15 protein-coding genes are annotated in these 15219 nt (G+C 74.5%); 5 read left to right on the top strand and 10 right to left on the bottom strand.

Translation table 11 applies throughout. The annotated features are described in order from the left end of the window. Positions 1 to 37: 37 nt before the first annotated feature. Together V6U77_RS12730 and V6U77_RS12725 are read right to left on the bottom strand one after the other, a co-directional pair. Complete coding sequence (locus tag V6U77_RS12730; protein ID WP_334606493.1) at positions 38 to 1144, bottom strand: SPFH domain-containing protein; 1107 nt, start codon at positions 1142 to 1144, stop codon at positions 38 to 40. 4 nt (positions 1145 to 1148) lie between these two features. Then, positions 1149 to 1622, bottom strand: a complete 474-nt coding sequence (locus tag V6U77_RS12725; protein WP_334606492.1) for an NfeD family protein — start codon at positions 1620 to 1622, stop codon at positions 1149 to 1151. Between the two features lie 113 nt (positions 1623 to 1735). Between V6U77_RS12725 and V6U77_RS12720 the strand changes: the two genes are divergently transcribed. Further along, on the top strand, positions 1736 to 3052 hold the full coding sequence (locus V6U77_RS12720; RefSeq protein ID WP_334606491.1) for a serine hydrolase domain-containing protein: 1317 nt from the start codon (positions 1736 to 1738) through the stop codon (positions 3050 to 3052). Positions 3053 to 3219: 167 nt separating this feature from the next. Here V6U77_RS12720 and V6U77_RS12715 read toward each other — a convergent pair whose 3' ends face one another. Then, positions 3220 to 4029 (bottom strand): DUF3097 domain-containing protein, encoded by an 810-nt coding sequence (locus V6U77_RS12715; protein WP_334606490.1) that lies wholly within the window; start codon positions 4027 to 4029, stop codon positions 3220 to 3222. A 336-nt stretch (positions 4030 to 4365) separates the two neighbouring features. Between V6U77_RS12715 and V6U77_RS12710 the strand changes: the two genes are divergently transcribed. Continuing rightward, entirely contained in the window at positions 4366 to 5160 is a 795-nt protein-coding gene (locus tag V6U77_RS12710; protein WP_334606489.1) for a hypothetical protein, read from the top strand. Between the two features lie 144 nt (positions 5161 to 5304). On the opposite strand, the gene V6U77_RS12705 is transcribed toward V6U77_RS12710, so the two are convergent. From V6U77_RS12705 to V6U77_RS12675, 7 genes are all read right to left on the bottom strand, one after another. Then, on the bottom strand, positions 5305 to 6084 hold the full coding sequence (locus V6U77_RS12705) for an HAD-IIA family hydrolase (RefSeq protein ID WP_334606488.1): 780 nt from the start codon (positions 6082 to 6084) through the stop codon (positions 5305 to 5307). 91 nt (positions 6085 to 6175) lie between these two features. Continuing rightward, positions 6176 to 7237, bottom strand: a complete 1062-nt coding sequence (locus V6U77_RS12700) for a ferrochelatase (protein WP_334606487.1) — start codon at positions 7235 to 7237, stop codon at positions 6176 to 6178. Positions 7238 to 7348: 111 nt separating this feature from the next. Then, the gene (gene fabI, locus V6U77_RS12695) at positions 7349 to 8116 is read right to left on the bottom strand and encodes an enoyl-ACP reductase FabI (RefSeq protein WP_334606486.1); all 768 of its coding nucleotides are present in this window, start codon (positions 8114 to 8116) and stop codon (positions 7349 to 7351) included. A gap of 36 nt (positions 8117 to 8152) precedes the next feature. Next, positions 8153 to 8857: a beta-ketoacyl-ACP reductase gene (locus tag V6U77_RS12690; protein ID WP_334606485.1), complete on the bottom strand. Its 705-nt coding sequence runs from the start codon at positions 8855 to 8857 to the stop codon at positions 8153 to 8155. Between the two features lie 737 nt (positions 8858 to 9594). Further along, complete coding sequence (locus V6U77_RS12685) at positions 9595 to 10545, bottom strand: VWA domain-containing protein (protein ID WP_334606484.1); 951 nt, start codon at positions 10543 to 10545, stop codon at positions 9595 to 9597. Beyond that, positions 10542 to 11546 carry a DUF58 domain-containing protein gene (locus V6U77_RS12680; RefSeq protein WP_334606483.1) on the bottom strand — a complete coding sequence of 335 codons (1005 nt, stop codon included), beginning with the start codon at positions 11544 to 11546 and terminating at the stop codon, positions 10542 to 10544. The genes V6U77_RS12685 and V6U77_RS12680 overlap by 4 nt, the downstream gene beginning before the upstream one ends. Then, a complete protein-coding gene (locus tag V6U77_RS12675) occupies positions 11525 to 12631 on the bottom strand; it encodes an AAA family ATPase (RefSeq protein WP_334606482.1) in 1107 nt (368 codons plus the stop codon). The genes V6U77_RS12680 and V6U77_RS12675 overlap by 22 nt, the downstream gene beginning before the upstream one ends. Before the next feature lie 276 nt (positions 12632 to 12907). Between V6U77_RS12675 and V6U77_RS12670 the strand changes: the two genes are divergently transcribed. Genes V6U77_RS12670 through V6U77_RS12660 form a run of 3 tightly spaced genes read left to right on the top strand, consistent with a single transcriptional unit; the run spans position 12908 to position 15142 of the window. Further along, positions 12908 to 13138: a hypothetical protein gene (locus V6U77_RS12670; protein WP_334606481.1), complete on the top strand. Its 231-nt coding sequence runs from the start codon at positions 12908 to 12910 to the stop codon at positions 13136 to 13138. Between the two features lie 22 nt (positions 13139 to 13160). Then, positions 13161 to 13700: a PH domain-containing protein gene (locus V6U77_RS12665; protein WP_334606480.1), complete on the top strand. Its 540-nt coding sequence runs from the start codon at positions 13161 to 13163 to the stop codon at positions 13698 to 13700. Then, positions 13697 to 15142 carry a PH domain-containing protein gene (locus V6U77_RS12660; protein ID WP_334606479.1) on the top strand — a complete coding sequence of 482 codons (1446 nt, stop codon included), beginning with the start codon at positions 13697 to 13699 and terminating at the stop codon, positions 15140 to 15142. The genes V6U77_RS12665 and V6U77_RS12660 overlap by 4 nt, the downstream gene beginning before the upstream one ends. Positions 15143 to 15219 lie beyond the last annotated feature (77 nt).

Raw genomic sequence — 15219 nt, 5'->3', positions numbered from 1 at the left:
TTTCTCGCATTTCCGGGCGATCGACGCCCGGACCCGGTCAGCCCCGTTCGCGCTGGTTGGCCGGGTCGTTCAGCAGGCTTCCCGGGGAGACCGGCTCCGGCGCGGGCAGCCCCTGCGGCTTGCCGCCGGAGGCCTGCGCCTCGGCGACGCGTACCTCGTCGTGGATCTGCTGCGCGGCGGCCGCCGCGGCCCGTGCGGCCTCGGCCGCCTCGCGCTCCACCTCGCTCGCGCCGTCGGCCGCCTCCGGCGCCGGCTCGTCGCCGACCATCCGGCTCAGCCCGCCGAGCGCGCCGCCCATGCCCTCCAGCGCCTTGGTCAGCTCGGCCGGCACGATCCAGACCTTGTTCGCACTGCCGTTGGCGATCTGCGGCAGGGCCTGGAGGTATTGGTAGGCGAGCACCTTCTGGCTCGGGTTCGCCTGGTGGATCGCGTCGAACACCGTCTTGATCGCCTTCGCCTGGCCCTCGGCCTGCAGGATGCGGGCCTGCCGGTCACCGTCGGCGCGCAGCACCGCGGACTGCTTCTCACCCTCGGCCGTGAGGATCTGCGACTGCTTGTGCCCCTCGGCGTTCAGGATCGCCGCCCGGCGGTCCCGCTCGGCGCGCATCTGCTTCTCCATCGAGTCGCGGATGCTCGCCGGCGGCTCGATCGCCTTGAGCTCCACCCGGGTGACCTTGATGCCCCACCGGCCGGTGGTCTCGTCCAGCACGCCCGACAGATGACGGTTGATCTGGTCGCGGCTGGTCAGCGCCCGCTCCAGGTCCAGCGAGCCGATCACGTTACGCAGCGTGGTGACGGTGAGCTGCTCGATGGCCTGGAGGAAGTTCGAGATCTCGTAGGTGGCCCGGACCGAGTCGACGACCTTGAAGTAGAGGACCGTGTCGATCGAGACCACCAGGTTGTCGGAGGTGATCACCGGCTGCGGCGGGAAGCTGACCACCTGCTCCCGCATGTCGACCTTGGTGCGCACCGCGTCGACGAACGGGACCAGGATGTTCAGTCCCGGGTTGAGCGTGCGCTTGTACTTGCCGAGCCGCTCGACCACGTCCTGACGCTGCTGCGGCACGATCCGCACCGCCTTGGCCAGGGTGATCACCCCGATCAGCGCGATAGCGATCAGTAGGACCGGGATCACAAGTTCCATGTACTCACCTTTTCGCTTCGGGTAGCTCGCCGGAAGGGGAAACGTCGTCCCGCCACACCAGGGCGGTAGCGCCCCGCACCTGGATCACCTGCACCCGTTCGCCCGGGGCGAAGTGTTGGCTCGCGTCGTAGGAGCGGGCCTGCCACAGCTCGCCGTCGATCTTCACCATGCCCTGGCCGGTGTCGACCTGCTCCAGCACCAGCGCCGTGCTGCCCTCGATCGCCTCCACGCCGAAGGGCTGCTCGCCGCTCTCGAGCGCGGAGCGGCGGTGCCTGCGCAGCGTCGGGCGCACACCCAGCACCGTCAGCGCCGACACCGCGGCGAAGACGATCGCCTGCACCTCGACCGGGGCGCCGAGCGCCGCCGCTCCCGCGGCGGCCAGGGCCCCGACCGCGAACATGATCAGAAACAGCGTCGTCGTGAAGATCTCAGCGATCGCCAGAACGACACCCAACACGATCCACAGCACGGCGTCCACCCCCCGATCGTGACACGTCAAAGCACGTGGAGCCCACTAGCGAAGATCAGTAAGCTCGGCGGCACCCCCAGCGGCCCGCCCGGCGGGGCGGGAAGACCACCGAGGAGAGCCCCGTGTCCCTGCTGCCCGAGACCGCCCGCCGGATCGACGCCCTCGTCGCCGGGGCGCAGTCCGCCGGCCGTACGCCGTCGCTGCTGGTCGGCGTGGTACGCGACGGCGTGCTGACGCACCTCGCCACCGCCGGCGAGCACCCGCGTCCCGAGGCCGACCTGCAGTACCGCCTCGGGTCGATCAGCAAGACCATGACCGCCACCCTGGTCCTGCAGGAGCGCGACGCGGGCAGGCTGGCGCTGGACGACCCGCTGGAGAGGCACCTGCCCGGCACCGGTGTGGGCACGCTCACCCTGCGGCAGCTCCTGGGGCACGCCAGCGGCCTGCGTCGCGAGCCGGACGGGCAGTGGTGGGAGCGCGCCGAGGGTGTGGACCTGGCCACCCTGCTGGCCGGGGTGAGCGCCGAGAAGATCGCCTATCCCCCGCACCGGGCCTACCACTACTCGAACCTGGCGTACGGGCTGCTCGGCGGGGTGCTGGAGCGGATCACCGGCACCCCCTGGGCGGAGCTGCTGCGCCAGCGCGTCCTTGAGCCGCTCGGCATGCGTCGCACCACCTACGCGGCGACCGAGCCGTTCGCCCGCGGCTACGTGGTGCACCCCTGGCACGACACGCTGCGGGAGGAGCCGCGTACGGACACCGGGGCGATGGCCCCCGCCGGGCAGCTCTGGTCCACCGCCGAGGACCTGGCCCGCTGGGCGGCCTTCCTGGCCGACCCGGCGCCGGAGGTGCTGGCGGCGGCGACGCTGACCGAGATGTGCGTCCCGGTGTCGATCAGCGACGTGGACTCGTGGACCGGCGGGCACGGTCTCGGCCTGGAGCTCTACCGGCAGGGCGAGCGCGTCTACGTCGGGCACGGCGGCTCGATGCCCGGCTACGTGGCCGCCCTCGCGGTGCACCGCCCGTCCCGCACCGGCGTGATCGCCTTCGCCAACTCGTACGGCTTCCGCACCGGCGGGATCGGCGGGATCGGGCGACAGGTCCTCACCACGGTGCTGGACGCCGAGCCGGCGTTCCCGCAGCCCTGGCGGCCCTCGGCCACTCCCCCGCCCGCCGAGGTCGACGAGGTGACCGGCCGCTGGTGGTGGATGGGCGCGTCGCTCGACGTCGCCTGGGACGCAACCGCGGGCGAGCTGGTCGTGTACGTGCGCGGAGAGCGGGTGAGCGTGTTCGTCCCGGCGGGGCCGGACCGCTGGCGGGGTCGCTCCGGCCCGGAGAACGGCGAGATCCTGTCGGTGCTGCGCGACGAGGCGGGGCGGGCGGTGGCGCTGGACATCGCCACCTTCGTCTTCACCCGTACCCCCGACCAGGAGCCCTGACCAGACCCGTCCGGAGCCGCAGGGGTCCGCGACCCGGACCCGAGGCGCGACGCCCGCGCGGGGGCCGTCACCCGACGGGCGGGGGGGGGCGCCGTGCCCGGCTCCGGGCGGTCAGGCTTGATCCCTCCGCCGGGCACGGCGGCCCCCCGCCCCGGCCGCAACCACGCTCAGGCCGGCTCCGTCACGAAGTCGATCAGGCGTTCCATCGCGTTGATCAGCGGAGTCTCCACGTCGGCGAAACTGTCGACCCGGGACAGGATGTGCCGCCACATCTCCGCCGGCTCGGCGACCCCGAGCGCGGCGCACACGCCCTCCTTCCACGGGCGCCCCGGCGGCACCACCGGCCACGCCCGGATGCCCAGCGCCGCCGGCTTGACCGCCTGCCACACGTCGACGTAAGGGTGCCCGGTCACCAGCACGTGCGGGGAGGTCACCTTCGCCACGATCCGGCTCTCCTTGGAGCCGGCGACCAGGTGGTCGACGAGTACGCCGAGGCGGCGCCCGGGGCCGGGGGCGAAGTCGCGCACCTCGGCGTCGAGCGCGTCGATGCCGTCGAGCGGCTCCACCACCACGCCCTCGACGCGCAGGTCGTCGCCCCAGATCCGCTCGACCAGGGCGGCGTCGTGGACGCCCTCCACCCAGATCCGGCTGGCCTTGGCGACCTGGGCGCGTACGCCCTCGACGGCGATCGAGCCGGAGGCGGTGCGGCGGCGGGCGGCCGGCACCGGGGCGCGGGTCGGCCGGCGCAGCGTCACCGGCCGCCCGTCGAGCAGGAACGCCGCCGGCAGCAGCGGGAAGTTGCGTCGGCGCCCGTGCCGGTCCTCCAGCACCACCGCGCCCGCCTCGAAGCCGACCACCGCGCCGCAGAAGCCGGAGTCGGCGTCCTCCACCACGAGGTCCGCCTCGGCGTCCACCTCGGGCGTGACCTTCCGCCGTCGCCAGTCCCCCGCCAGCACGTCGTCCCCATACCGCCGCATGCCGATCAAGCTAACCCCCCGCCCCCGCCCCCGCACCCGACACCCCGCTCCACCCACCCCACCCGCGCCCGCCCCCCAGCCCGCGCACCCACCCACCCCGTCGATCATGCAATTGTGGTGCCCGTAAAAGGCGCAACTGCCGACAATCCGCCCACCACAACTCCATGATCGACGGGATAGGGCGCGCGGGGGTGGGAGGGTGGGGCGTGGGGGGGCGGGGAGTGTGGGGGTGCGGGGGCGGGGAGTGTGGGGTGCGGGGGCGGGGGCCTCAGTGGGGGCGGGGCGGTCGGAGCGGCAGTCGAGACAGGGACGGCGATGACCACGTACCCTTTCGGCATGTCCACCCCCGCAGCGGGCGCGGCCACTCTCACACCGCGCCGGTCCAGCCGGTTCGTTGCCTGGGTACGCGCCTGGCGCGCCGGGTTGGTGCCCTTCGACGAGGTCGCCGACGCCATCGCCGGCCACGAGGAGCACCTGGTCGCCGACGCGCCCGGCACCTGGACCGACGTCCCCCTGCCCCAGGCGTTGCCCACCCTGGCGAAGCTCTCGCCCGACGAGATCCGGCTCGTGCTGCCCGCCCCCGGCGACCCGCGCGGGCTGCCCGGTCCGGGCGACTTCGCCGGCGCGGCGCTGGTCGCCGGCGAGGCCGTCGTCGCCGGAGGGCTGGGGCTGATCCCGCACGTACGCACGCACACGTCCGGCTCCGGCGACACCTTCGAGACGGTGCTCTGGCGGGTCTACCCGCTGCCGGCCGACGCCCCGGCCGCCTCCCTCGTGCTGCCCGGTGCGGCCGAGGCCGAGGCGGAGCTGGCGGTCGCCCTGGCCGACACGACCGCCGCGCTGACCCGGCTGGACGTCGCGCAGTGGCGACCCGAGCTGGCCGGGGCGCTGGAGGCGCTGCGCCGACCGGACGGCGCCACCGACCTGCCGCCCGGGTTCGATCCGCGCGCCCGGCGGCTCTTCGCCCGGGCCGCCGTCCTCGACCGGGTGCTCGCGCTGGCCGGTCATGCCGCGCCGGGCGGCGCGATCAACAACTACGAGGCCCAGCAGCGCGACGCCGCACTGCGCCCGCTGACCACCGCCTGCCGCCAGGCGCTGGTCGCCGCCTGCAACGCCCCGTTGCGCCCCTGACCTCGCCGGACGCACCGCCGGGGCACGGCGTCGGCGAGCCACGGATCGCCCGGCTACCGTGCACCTCCGGCGGCCCGCCCGCGCCCCGGGGCACGGCGTCGGAGCACCGTGGGGCCGGCCTGGCCGGCCGCCCGTGCGACCGGCTCAGACCTCGTCGACCAGGTCGGCGACGGAGTCGACGATCCGCGACGGCCGGTACGGGTAGCGCTCCGCCTCGGCGCGGCTGCTGATCCCGGTCAGCACCAGGATCGTCTCCAGGCCGGCCTCCAGCCCGCACAGGATGTCGGTGTCCATCCGGTCGCCGATCATCGCGGTCGTCTCGGAGTGCGCGTTGATGGTGTTGAGCGCGGAGCGCATCATCATCGGGTTGGGCTTGCCGACGAAGTACGGCTCGATCCCCGTCGCCTTGGAGATCATCGCGGCGACCGAGCCGGCGGCCGGCAGCGCGCCCTCCACGGACGGGCCCGTCACGTCGGGGTTCGTGCAGATGAACCGCGCCCCGTCGTTGATCAGCCGGACCGCCTTGGTGATCGCCTCGAAGCTGTAGGTGCGGGTCTCCCCCAGCACCACGTAGTCCGGGGCGAAGTCGGTGAGCACGTAGCCGACCGCGTGCAGCGCGGTGGTCAGCCCGGCCTCCCCGATCACGTACGCGGTGCCACCCGGCCGCTGGTCGGCCAGGAACTGGGCGGTGGCCAGCGCGGACGACCAGATCGCCTGCTCCGGCACGTCCAGGCCCATTCGGCTCAGCCGGGCCGTGAGGTCGCGGGGTGTGTAGATCGAGTTGTTGGTGAGCACCAGGAACGGCTTGCCGGAGGCGCGCAGCCGGGAGACGAACTCCGGTGCCCCGGGCACGGGCTGACCCTCGTGCACCAGCACGCCGTCCATGTCGGTCAGCCAGCTCTCCACCGGCTTGCGGTCCTGCATCGTCACTCGTTCCGGGGGTGTCGGGTCGTCGGCGTGGCCGACGCGGCGGTCGGATGGCCGGCTTCCGGGGGCGGGGTCGCCGGCGCGGCGGTCAGGAGGCCGGTGCGCCGGAGGCCGGGCCGGCGGTGGGACGTCGGGCCGGGACGCAGCACACCGTCGGGCAGGTGTCCCACATCGGCAACCCGCCGAGGCGGCGGCGCAGGTCGACCCCGTCCGGGTCGGTCCGCTCCCGCACCAGCTCGCGCACCATCGCCACGAAGCGGGGGTCGGTGCCGGGGGTGGCCGCCCGCACGAAGTCCAGCCCGAGTTGCCGGGCCGTCTGGCGCGCCTCGGTGTCCAGGTCCCACACCACCTCCAGGTGGTCGGAGACGAACCCGATCGGGCTGACCACCACGGCGGTGGTGCCGGCCCCGGCCAGCGTACGCAGGTGGTCGTTGACGTCCGGCTCCAGCCACGGCACCTGCGGCGGACCGGAGCGGCTCTGCCACACCAGGTCCCAGGGCAGGTCCGGGGCGGCCGCCGCGTGGACCAGCCGGGCGACCTCGGCGAGCTGCGCCTCGTACCGGCCGCCGTGCGGGCCGGCGTTGGCCGCCATCGAGTTCGGGACCGAGTGCGCGGTGAACACCAGCCGGGTGCCGTCCCGCTTTCCCGGGTCGAGCCGGCCGAGCGCCGCCCGCACCGCGTCGGCGTGCGGCTCGACGAAGCCGGGGTGGTCCCAGAACTGGCGGACCTTGTCGATGAGCGGGGCGTCCGGACCCACCGCCGCGCGCGCCGCGGCGATGTCCTCCTGGTACTGCCGGCAGGAGGAGTAGCCCCCGTAGGCGCTGGTCACGAACGCCAGGGCGCGGGTGACGCCGTCGTCGCGCATCTGCGCCACGGTGTCGGCGAGCATCGGGTCCCAGTTCCGGTTGCCCCAGTAGACCGGCAGGTCGACGCCGTTGGCGGCGAAGTCCTCCCGGATCGCCGCGAGCAGTTCCCGGCACTGCTGGTTGATCGGGGAGACGCCACCGAAGTGCTGGTAGTGCTCCGCGACCTCCGCCAGCCGCTCCGGCGGCACACCCCGCCCCCGGGTCACGTTCTGCAGGAACGGCATCACGTCCTCGGGCCGTTCCGGTCCGCCGAAGGACACCAGGACCACCGCGTCGTACGCCATGACCCCATTCTTCCCGGTCGCCGTACCCGCCGGGCGGGCCCCCCTGATGCCGCCCGTCAGCAACGGTGCGCCGCTGCCGCGCGACGGGCGATCGGAGGGGGCCCCTACCCTTCAGGCGCCGATGGCGTGGTAGCCGCCGTCGACGTGCACGATCTCGCCCGTGGTGGCCGGGAACCAGTCGGAGAGCAGCGCCAGGCAGGCCCGCGCGGCCGGCTCCTGGTCGGTGAGGCTCCAGCCCAGCGGGGCGCGCTCGGCCCAGGCCTGTTCGAACTGCTCGAAGCCGGGGATCGACTTGGCGGCGATGGTACGCAGCGGCCCGGCGGCGACCAGGTTGCTGCGGATGCCCTGCTTGCCCAGGTGCATCGCCAGGTAGCGGGAGGCGGACTCCAGCCCGGCCTTGGCCACGCCCATCCAGTCGTAGACGGGCCACGCCTTGGTGGCGTCGAAGGTCAGGCCGACCACCGCGCCGCCGGCGGACATCAGCGGCAGGGCCGCCATGGCCAGCGACTTGTAGGAGTACGTGGAGACGTGCAGCGCGGTCGCCACGTCCTCCCAGGGGGCGTCGAGGAAGCCGCCGCCGAGGCAGCTCTGCGGGGCGAAGCCGATCGAGTGCACCACCCCGTCCAGTCCGTCGACGTGCTCGCGCACGCGGTCGCCGAGCCCGGCGAGGTGGTCGGCGTCGGTCACGTCCAGCTCGATCACCGGGGCGGGCTCGGGCAGCCGCCTGGCGATCCGCTCCACCAGGGAGAGCCGGCCGTAGCCGGTGAGCACGACCTTCGCCCCGTTCTCCTGGGCGAGCTTCGCCACCGAGAAGGCGATCGAGGCGTCGGTGATGACGCCGGTGACCAGCAGCCGCTTACCGGCGAGCAGTCCGGACATGCAGGGATTCCTCCGTAGTTCTCAGTGACCGCGTGGTCAGTGGCCCATGCCGAGGCCGCCGTCGACCGGGATGACGGCGCCGGAGACGTAGCCGGCGGCGTCGCCGGCCAGCCAGGTCACCACGCCCGCGATCTCGTCGGGCTGGGCGAACCGGTTGGCGGGGATCGCCTTGCGGTACTCGGTCCTGCGGTCCTCGGGCAGGCCTGCGGTCATGTCGGTCTCCACGTAGCCGGGCGCGACCACGTTCGCCGTGATGTTGCGGCTGCCCAGCTCGCGGGTGATCGAGCGGGCCACGCCCACCAGGCCGGCCTTGCTGGCCGCGTAGTTGACCTGGCCGGGGCCGCCGTAGAGGCCGACCACCGAGGAGATGAAGATCATCCGCCCCCACTTGGCGCGCAGCATCTTGCCGGAGGCGCGCTTGGCGCACCGGAAGGCGCCCGTGAGGTTGGTGTCCAGCACGCGGGTGAACTGTTCCTCCGACATCCGCAGCAGCAGCGTGTCGTCGGTGATCCCGGCGTTGGCGACGAGCACCTCCACCGGCCCCAGCTCGGCCTCGATCGCGGCGAACGCCGCGTCGACCGACTCGGAGTCGGTCACGTCGCAGCGCACCCCGAACAGCCCCTCGGGCGGCTCGCCGCTGCGGTGGGTCACCGCCACCCGGTCGCCCTGCTTGGCGAAGGCCTGCGCGATGGCCAGGCCGATCCCCCGGTTGCCGCCGGTCACCAGGACGGTACGGGCCACGGTTCCCCCTGTAGTTCAGTGATCTCCCGGTCGGTCGGAGCCTAGGCGTTACCGGCAGGTAAGCGCTAACGCCGTGCACGTCCGGGCCGTGTGGCGCCCTCCGCCGGGGCCCCGTCGGGTTCGGCGAGGCAGGCGCACGCGCCGCCGAACGACGACGCGGCGGCCCCGCCGACGGGCCGCGTCCGGCCGCTCGGCCGGGTGCGCCGCCGGCACCCCGCGGGTGTACGATGATCCACGTTTGCGGGCCACGCGGCCCGCGTTCCGGGCCCCGCCGACCGCAGGAGGTGATCGCTGTGCGAGATAGCGATCCTCCCAGTCGTGGCCGGGCCGATCGTCAGCCCCGCTGAGCCACGACTCAGCAGGTGAGCTGACCCAGCTCCGCTCCCCGCCTCCGCCCGGTCACCGGCCCCGCGCCGGGTGACCGTGCCGCGCCGCCCGTCGCCCGGGCGGCCCGCCGGGAGCCGCCCGGTCACGACTTCGTGTGCGCGTCCTGATCACCCCTCCTGCGGTCCGCCCCCGCACGCGCGGACCGTCCAGTCGCCGCCCGGAGCCGTCCATGAGCCGCTACGTCGCCCCGCTGGGCTTCACCCTCGCCGCCGTCTGGGTGGCCGTCGTCTTCGTCCTCGCCGGCGGCGCCGCGCACTGACCGCCCGATGCTGACCGGCGGGGCGTGTTCGACCGCCGGGCGCGTCGACGCCGGCGGCGGGCACCGACCGCCGCCGGTCGTCGCCGGCGCGTCAGAGCATCCGCGAGGACCACAACAGGTTGAGGGCGCCGGCGCAGAGCGCCAGCAGCAGGGCCACCCCCGCGTACCACTGGGTGACCTCGCGGGGTTCCGTGCGGAACCCGATCGAGCTGCCCATGTCCTGGTAGACCTGCTTCAGCTCGGTCACCGAGGCCGCCTCGTAGAAGTAGCCCTCGGTGGCCTCGGCCAGGTCGGCCAGGGCCAGCCGGTCCACCGGCACCCGTTGCAGCTGACCGCCGATGTCCACCTGCCCCGAGTCGGTGCCGAAGGCGATGGTCGAGACGGGCACGTTCGCCGCCTGTGCGGCCGTGGCCGCCTCCTCCACCGAACGACCCGAGGTGCGGTAGCCGTCGGAGAGCAGCACGATGCGGGCCGGCGGAATCCCCGCCGCGCCGTCGGCCGGCACCGTCCGGATCGCCTCCAGGCAGGTGAAGACCGCCTCCCCGGTCGCCGTCGCCTCCGCCAGCACCAGCCCGTCGATCGCGTTGGTCACCGCGTCGCGGTCCTTGCCCGGCGGCACCAGCACGTTCGCCGACTTGGCGAACGACACCAGTCCCAGGTTGTAGCTCTCCGGCAGCTCGCCGACGAACTGCTTGGCCGCCTCCTGCGCCGCCTCCAACCGGTTCGGCGCCACGTCGTCGGCCTGCATGGACAGTGACACGTCGATGGCGAGCATCACGGTGGCCCGCTCCAGCGGCTCCCGGGTGTCGACCGACGGCCGGGCCAGCGCGGTCGCCAGCACCAGCAGGCAGAGCAGGAACGCCGTCGCCGGCACGTGGCGACGCCAGCCGATCCCCTTCGGTGCCAGGGTGCGCAGCAGGTCCACGTTGGTGAACCGCATCGCGTACGACCGGCGGTGCAACTGCCGCCAGACGTAGAGCGCGGCGAGGGCGAGCACCGGCAGCACGGCCAGCAGCCACCACGGTTGCAGAAAGCGGATCATCGTGTCGTCCCCCTGGTGCGGGCGTGCCGCTGCGCGGCCACGAAACGCACCATGTCGAGCAGCCAGTCTCGGTCCGTACGCAGTCGCAGGTGGGCCGCACCCGCGCCACGCAGCGCCGCGGAGATCCCCGCCCGCTGGGCGGCCGCCGCCTCGGCGTAGCGGTGGCGCAGCCGCGGGTCGGCGGTCTGCACCTCGTGCAGTTCGCCGGTCTCCGGGTCCACCACCGGCAGCACCCCGACGTCGGGGAGCTCCAGCTCCCGGGGATCGACCACCTCGATCGCGACCACGTCGTGCCGGACGCGCAGCTTACGCAGCGGCCGGGCCCAGCGCTCCGGCGGGGCGAGGAAGTCGGAGATGACCACCGCCACGCCCCGCCGCCGGGGTGGCCGGTTGAGCATGTCGACCAGCGTGCCCAGGTCGCTGCGCCCGGTGCGGATCTCGGTGCCGGCGATCGCCCGTAGCAGTGCCTGGGCCTCCTTGCGGCCGCCGCGCGCGGGCAACCGGGTGTAGACGTCCGGGCCGGCGACGGGCGGCGCGGGGCGCCACCGGCGGGCGGGCGCGCCCGCGCCACCGCCACTGCCGATCACCGCGCCGATCCGGTTGCCGCCCCGGACGGTCAGGTGGGCCAGCGCCGCCGCGGCGGCCACCACGACGTCGCGCTTGAGCCACCGGCCGGTGCCGAAGTCCAGGCTCGCCGAGAGGTCCACCGCCAGCCACGTCTCCAGCTCCCGGTCGGCCACCGTGCGCCGGACGTGCGGCATCGTCGTGCGGGCGGTGACCGGCCAGTCCATCCGGCGTACGTCGTCGCCGGGGCGGTACTCCCGGGACTCCCCCGCCTCGCTGCCCGGCCCGGGCAGCAGGCCGGCGTAGTCGCCTTGGAGCAGGCCGTCGAGTTTGCGGGTGACCATCAGTTGCAGCCGCGACAGGACGGCTTCGGTGCGGTCGGAGGGGACGTCGGCAGGCCGACGGGCGGGTGAGGTCACGGGCGCTGACCGGGCCAACCGGCGCCCGGGGGCGCGGCGGTCGGCGTTGCGGTGGCCTGCTGCCGGGGCGCGACCGAGGGCAGCGGGATCGTGGACATCACCCGGTGCACCACGTGGTCGGCGGGCACGTCGTCGGCGAGCGCGTCGTAGCTGAGCACGAGCCGGTGGCGCAGGATGTCCGGCGCGATGTCCTGCACGTCCTGCGGCAGCGCGTAGTCCCGGCCGCGCAGCAGCGCCAGCGCGCGGGTGGCCCGGACGAGGCCGAGCGAGGCGCGCGGGCTGGCGCCGTACTGGATGAGCTGGGCGACGTCCGGCATCCCGTGCTCCGCCGGGGCGCGCGTGGCCAGCACCAGCCGGACTGCGTAGTCGACCAGGGCGTTGTGCACGAAGACCTGGTCCGCCTTGCGTTGCAGGGCGATCAGGTCGGGCGTGGCGAAGACCGGCGCGGGCTGCGGCGGGGCCACCCCCATCCGGTAGACGATCTCCCGCTCCTCGGCGTCGGTCGGGTACCCCACGACGATCTTCATGAGGAAGCGGTCGCGCTGGGCCTCGGGCAGCGGGTAGACGCCCTCCTGCTCGATCGGGTTCTGCGTCGCCATCACCAGGAACGGGTCGGGCACCCGGTGGGTCTCGCCGCCGATGGAGACCTGCCGCTCGCCCATCACCTCCAGCAGCGCCGACTGCACCTTGGCCGGCGCCCGGTTGATCTCGTCGGCGAGCAGGAAGTTGACGAAGACCGGCCCCAGCTCGACGTCGAACTTCTCACTCGACTGCCGGTAGATGCGGGTGCCCATGATGTCGGCGGGCACCAGGTCGGGGGTGAACTGCACGCGGGCGAAGGAGCCGCCGACCACCTTCGCGAGGGTCTCCACCGCGAGGGTCTTCGCCACCCCGGGCACGCCCTCCAGCAGGCAGTGGCCCCGGGCGAGCAGCGCGACGAACATCCGCTCCACCATCCGGTCCTGCCCGACGATCACCCGTTTGATCTCGAACAGCGCCCGCTCGAGCAGCGTCGCGTCCTCGGCCGGCGTGGTCACCGGCTCGGGTGTCTCGGGGCCCGTCCCGTTCGGCGTCGGGGCGTCGGGCGTGGTCGGCTGGGCCACCGGTCCTCCACAGCATGATCGGTTGTCGCGTGGCGTGGTGCGTATCAAGACTCGCATGCCCGGCTGAGTGCCGAGGTGGGGAGAAGGCGATTTTCGCCGCGCCGTCCCCGGGGCCCGGGGCTGGGGTTCGCCACGCCGTCGCGCGGGGCGGACTCGCCGATCGTGGGTGGACAGGGACCGGCCCGGCGTGTGTACCATTCACCCCGTCGCCGGGCGGCTCCCCCCGTGGCCGCCCGGCGCTCAAACTTCCGGTGCCGCCGCCCTAGACTGGGCGGGATGAGCATCCCCCTCCCCGCCGACGAGCCGCTGGTCTGCTCGTCCCGCGGCTGTCGCGCCCCCGCCGAGTGGGCGCTGAGGTGGAACAATCCGCGGCTGCACGACGCCGACCGGCGCAAGACCTGGCTCGCGTGCGCCGCGCACCGCACCACCCTCGGTGGCTTCCTCGACGCCCGTGGCTTCCTCCGCGAGGTCGTACCGGCGCCCGGATCGCCTACGCTCGAAGGGTGAGCGCGCACAACGGACTTCCCCGGTGAGTGGTGACGGGTCCGCCGGCCCGCCACCGGCGTCGCCCCTCGAGCCGGCGGGCCCTCTGGAGCCGTGGCCGGACACCGTCCGCTGGCTGTCGATCTCGTCCGACCAGATCTGGGTGGAGCTGATCCGCCTGGCGATGGTGCTGATCGTGCTCGCCCTCGGGCTGGGCATCGGCTGGGCGGTCAGCGGCAGCGGGTTCCTCGGCGTGGCGGTCGGCGTGGTGGTGCTGTTCGGCATCCTGCGGGGCATGACGATCGTCCGCGCCGTACGGGCCTGGGGCTACGCGGAGCGGGAGGACGACCTGCTGGTCCGCCACGGCCTGCTGGTCCGCCGGCTCTCCATCGTGCCGTACTCGCGGATGCAGTTCGTGGACGTCAGCGCCGGGCCGCTGGAGCGCGCGTTCGGGCTGGCCACCGTGCAGTTGCACACGGCCGCGGCGGCGAGCGACGCCCGGGTGCCGGGGCTGCGCCCGACGGAGGCGTCCCGGCTGCGCGACCGGCTCACCGCCCTGGGCGAGGACCGGGCGGAGGGCCTGTGAGCGACCCGGCCGCCCGGGGCACGGACCGCCGCGGGCCGACCCCGGCCGAGCCCGGCGCCCCGCCCGGGACGGCCGGTCCCGGCGCGGAGCCCGACGGCCGACCGCAAGCCCCCGGGCCCGCCCCGCAACCCGAGCCTCGGCAGCGGCTGCACCCGCTCAGTCCCGCCCTGCACGGGGCCAAGTCCCTGGTCGTGGTCATCGCCGGCCTGTCCTGGTCGACGCTGTCGCGCGTCGGCTTCGGCTGGTTCGCCGTGATGGCGGCGGTGCTGGCCCTGGGCGCCACCGTGCTGGCCGTGGTGAGCTGGTACTTCACCGGCTACCACGTGGTGGGCCGAGAGCTGCGGGTGTACGAGGGGCTGCTCTGGCGACGCACCCGGGCGATCCCGCTGGAGCGGCTCCAGGCCGTCGAGGTCGTCCGCCCGCTGCTCGCCCAGCTCACCGGCCTGGCCGAGCTGCGGCTGGAGGTGGTGGGCGGCGGCAAGACGGAGGCGCCGTTGGCCTACCTCGGCGTCGCCGAGGCGAACGCGCTGCGCCAGCGGCTGCTCGCCCTCGCCGGACGGGCCGCGGCCGCGCCGACCGCGCCTCCGCCGGCGGGGGCGGCGGGCCCGCCGGTCACCCCGCAACCGCCGCCCGGCCGGCCGCTGCACGCCGTGGCGAACAAGGACCTGCTGGTCAGCCAGCTGCTGACCCCGCAGGCGTTCATGATCCCGTTCGGCGTGGCGTTCGTGGTGGCGCAGTTCCTCTCCGAGGACACCTGGTCGTTCGTCGCGGTGGCGAGCACCCTCACCGCCATGGCGGGCGTGCTGCTGCAACCGGTGCGGCGGGTGCTCGACGACTGGAACTTCCGGCTCGCCCGGGACGAGGGCACGCTGCGGGTCCGCAACGGGCTGCTGGAGACCCGCGCGCAGACCGTGCCGCTGGACCGGGTGCAGACCGTCCGCGTGACCTGGCCGCTGCTGTGGCGGGTCAAGGGCTGGCTGCGGCTGCGGCTGGAGGTGGCGGGCTACTCCGCCGCCGAGGGCGACGAGCGCAACCGCCCGGACCGGCTGCTCCCCGTCGGTGACCGGGCGACCGGCGACGCGATCGTGGCCGAGGTGCTGCCCGGGGTGCGGCTGGCCGCGCTGCCGCTGAGCCCGCCGCCGACACGGGCCCGCTGGCTCAACCCGCTGAGCCGGGGCGTCCTCGGCGCCGGGCTCGACCCGCGGGTCTTCGCCGTCCGCTCCGGCCTGCTCACCCGGCAGCTGGCGCTCGTACCGTACGCCCGGATCCAGAGCGTACGGGTCGTGCAGGGGCCGGCGCAGCGGCGCCTGCGGTTGGCGACGGTGCACGCCGACACCGCCGGCGGCGCCGGCGCGGCCGCCCGGGACCGGGACCTCGCCGAGGCGTGGGTCCTGGCCGCGGAGCTGACGGCGCGCGCGCACGCCGCACGCCGGGCGGGCTGACCCCGCCCGCGGCGCTCAGCGGGCCGCCGTCACCGGCGGCGGCTCGGCCGAGGCCGGCGGGTCGAAGTCGGAGGCCA

It is taken from the genome of Micromonospora sp. CPCC 205546 (genome assembly GCF_036902715.1).
Classification (GTDB): domain Bacteria; phylum Actinomycetota; class Actinomycetes; order Mycobacteriales; family Micromonosporaceae; genus Micromonospora.
This window is presented reverse-complemented; position numbering and strand designations above follow the sequence as displayed.

Coding starts and splice junctions, on each gene's coding strand:
- V6U77_RS12730 (WP_334606493.1), bottom strand. CDS start 1,144: ATGGAACTTGTGATCCCGGTCCTACTGATCGCTATCGCGCTGATCGGG.
- V6U77_RS12715 (WP_334606490.1), bottom strand. CDS start 4,029: ATGCGGCGGTATGGGGACGACGTGCTGGCGGGGGACTGGCGACGGCGG.
- V6U77_RS12710 (WP_334606489.1), top strand. CDS start 4,366: ATGTCCACCCCCGCAGCGGGCGCGGCCACTCTCACACCGCGCCGGTCC.
- V6U77_RS12705 (WP_334606488.1), bottom strand. CDS start 6,084: ATGCAGGACCGCAAGCCGGTGGAGAGCTGGCTGACCGACATGGACGGC.
- V6U77_RS12700 (WP_334606487.1), bottom strand. CDS start 7,237: ATGGCGTACGACGCGGTGGTCCTGGTGTCCTTCGGCGGACCGGAACGG.
- fabI (WP_334606486.1), bottom strand. CDS start 8,116: ATGTCCGGACTGCTCGCCGGTAAGCGGCTGCTGGTCACCGGCGTCATC.
- V6U77_RS12685 (WP_334606484.1), bottom strand. CDS start 10,545: ATGATCCGCTTTCTGCAACCGTGGTGGCTGCTGGCCGTGCTGCCGGTG.
- V6U77_RS12670 (WP_334606481.1), top strand. CDS start 12,908: ATGAGCATCCCCCTCCCCGCCGACGAGCCGCTGGTCTGCTCGTCCCGC.